The 400-nt window shown below is 45.8% G+C and carries 1 protein-coding gene; it reads left to right on the top strand.

What is annotated here, in order from left to right:
• Positions 1–400: hypothetical protein (locus tag P3R27_RS15580; protein WP_301399208.1), on the top strand; the 400-nt coding region annotated here is incomplete at both ends.

Genomic DNA, 400 nt, shown 5'->3' with positions numbered 1-400 from the left:
AAAAAGAGAGGGGGAAAGAAGGGGGAAGGAAGAAGGGAGAGGAGGGAGAAGGAAGGAAAAAAAAGGAGAAAAAGGAGGAAAGGGGGGGGGGGGGAAGAGGAGGGGGAGGAAGGAAAAAAAGAGAAGGGAGAAAAAAGAGGAAAGAAGAAAGGAGGAAAAGAGAAAAAAAAAGGAAAGTGAAAAAAAAAAAGGGGGGAAAAGAAGGGAAAGAAGAGAGAGAAAGGAGAGAAAGGAAAAGGGAAAAAAAAAGGAAGAGAGGAGGAGGGGAAAGAGGAAGAAGGAGAGGAAAGAAGGAAGAAGGGAAGAAAGGGGGAAAGAAAAGAAAGGGGGGGGGGAGAGGAAAGAAAAGGAGGGAAAAAGGGAAGGGAAGGGGAGAGGGGAAGAAAGAAAAGGAGGAAAA

Source organism: Enterococcus spodopteracolus, from assembly GCF_030441955.1.
Classification (GTDB): Bacteria; Bacillota; Bacilli; order Lactobacillales; family Enterococcaceae; genus Enterococcus_B; species Enterococcus_B spodopteracolus.
Note: the sequence above shows the minus strand (reverse complement) of the source record. Positions and strands in the feature narration are given on the sequence as shown.